This is a genomic window from Pseudomonas sp. Wu6, assembly GCF_019891515.1.
GTDB classification, from domain to species: domain Bacteria; phylum Pseudomonadota; class Gammaproteobacteria; order Pseudomonadales; family Pseudomonadaceae; genus Aquipseudomonas; species Aquipseudomonas orientalis_A.
In genome coordinates this window covers 1-241 of the sequence record NZ_JAFLXH010000117.1, presented here as the reverse complement: position 1 = coordinate 241, position 241 = coordinate 1, and the positions used below count along the sequence as shown (strand labels likewise).

Genomic DNA, 241 nt, shown 5'->3' with positions numbered 1-241 from the left:
CGGGGTTTGTGCCGGGTTGGTCAGGGTCGCGGTGTAGGTGATCTGGCCACCTTCCGTCACGGTCGAACCGGCCGTCAGGGTGACAGTGGTGGTATCGACCACATCAGTAATGGTAGTAACCGCAGGCGTCGTGCTCGGCACCAGGTTTTCAAAGTTGCCGCCGGTTGCGCCGGTAATAGTGGTGCTGACGGTCGAACCGTTAACGTAGACGTCATTGGCCGGGGTATCGACAACCACAGTA

1 protein-coding gene is annotated in these 241 nt (G+C 59.3%); it reads right to left on the bottom strand.

Annotation, left to right across the window (positions count from 1 at the left end; translation table 11 throughout):
* A partial coding sequence (locus tag J1G34_RS27005) for an immunoglobulin-like domain-containing protein (RefSeq protein ID WP_222994873.1) occupies positions 1-241 on the bottom strand: 241 nt, incomplete at both ends.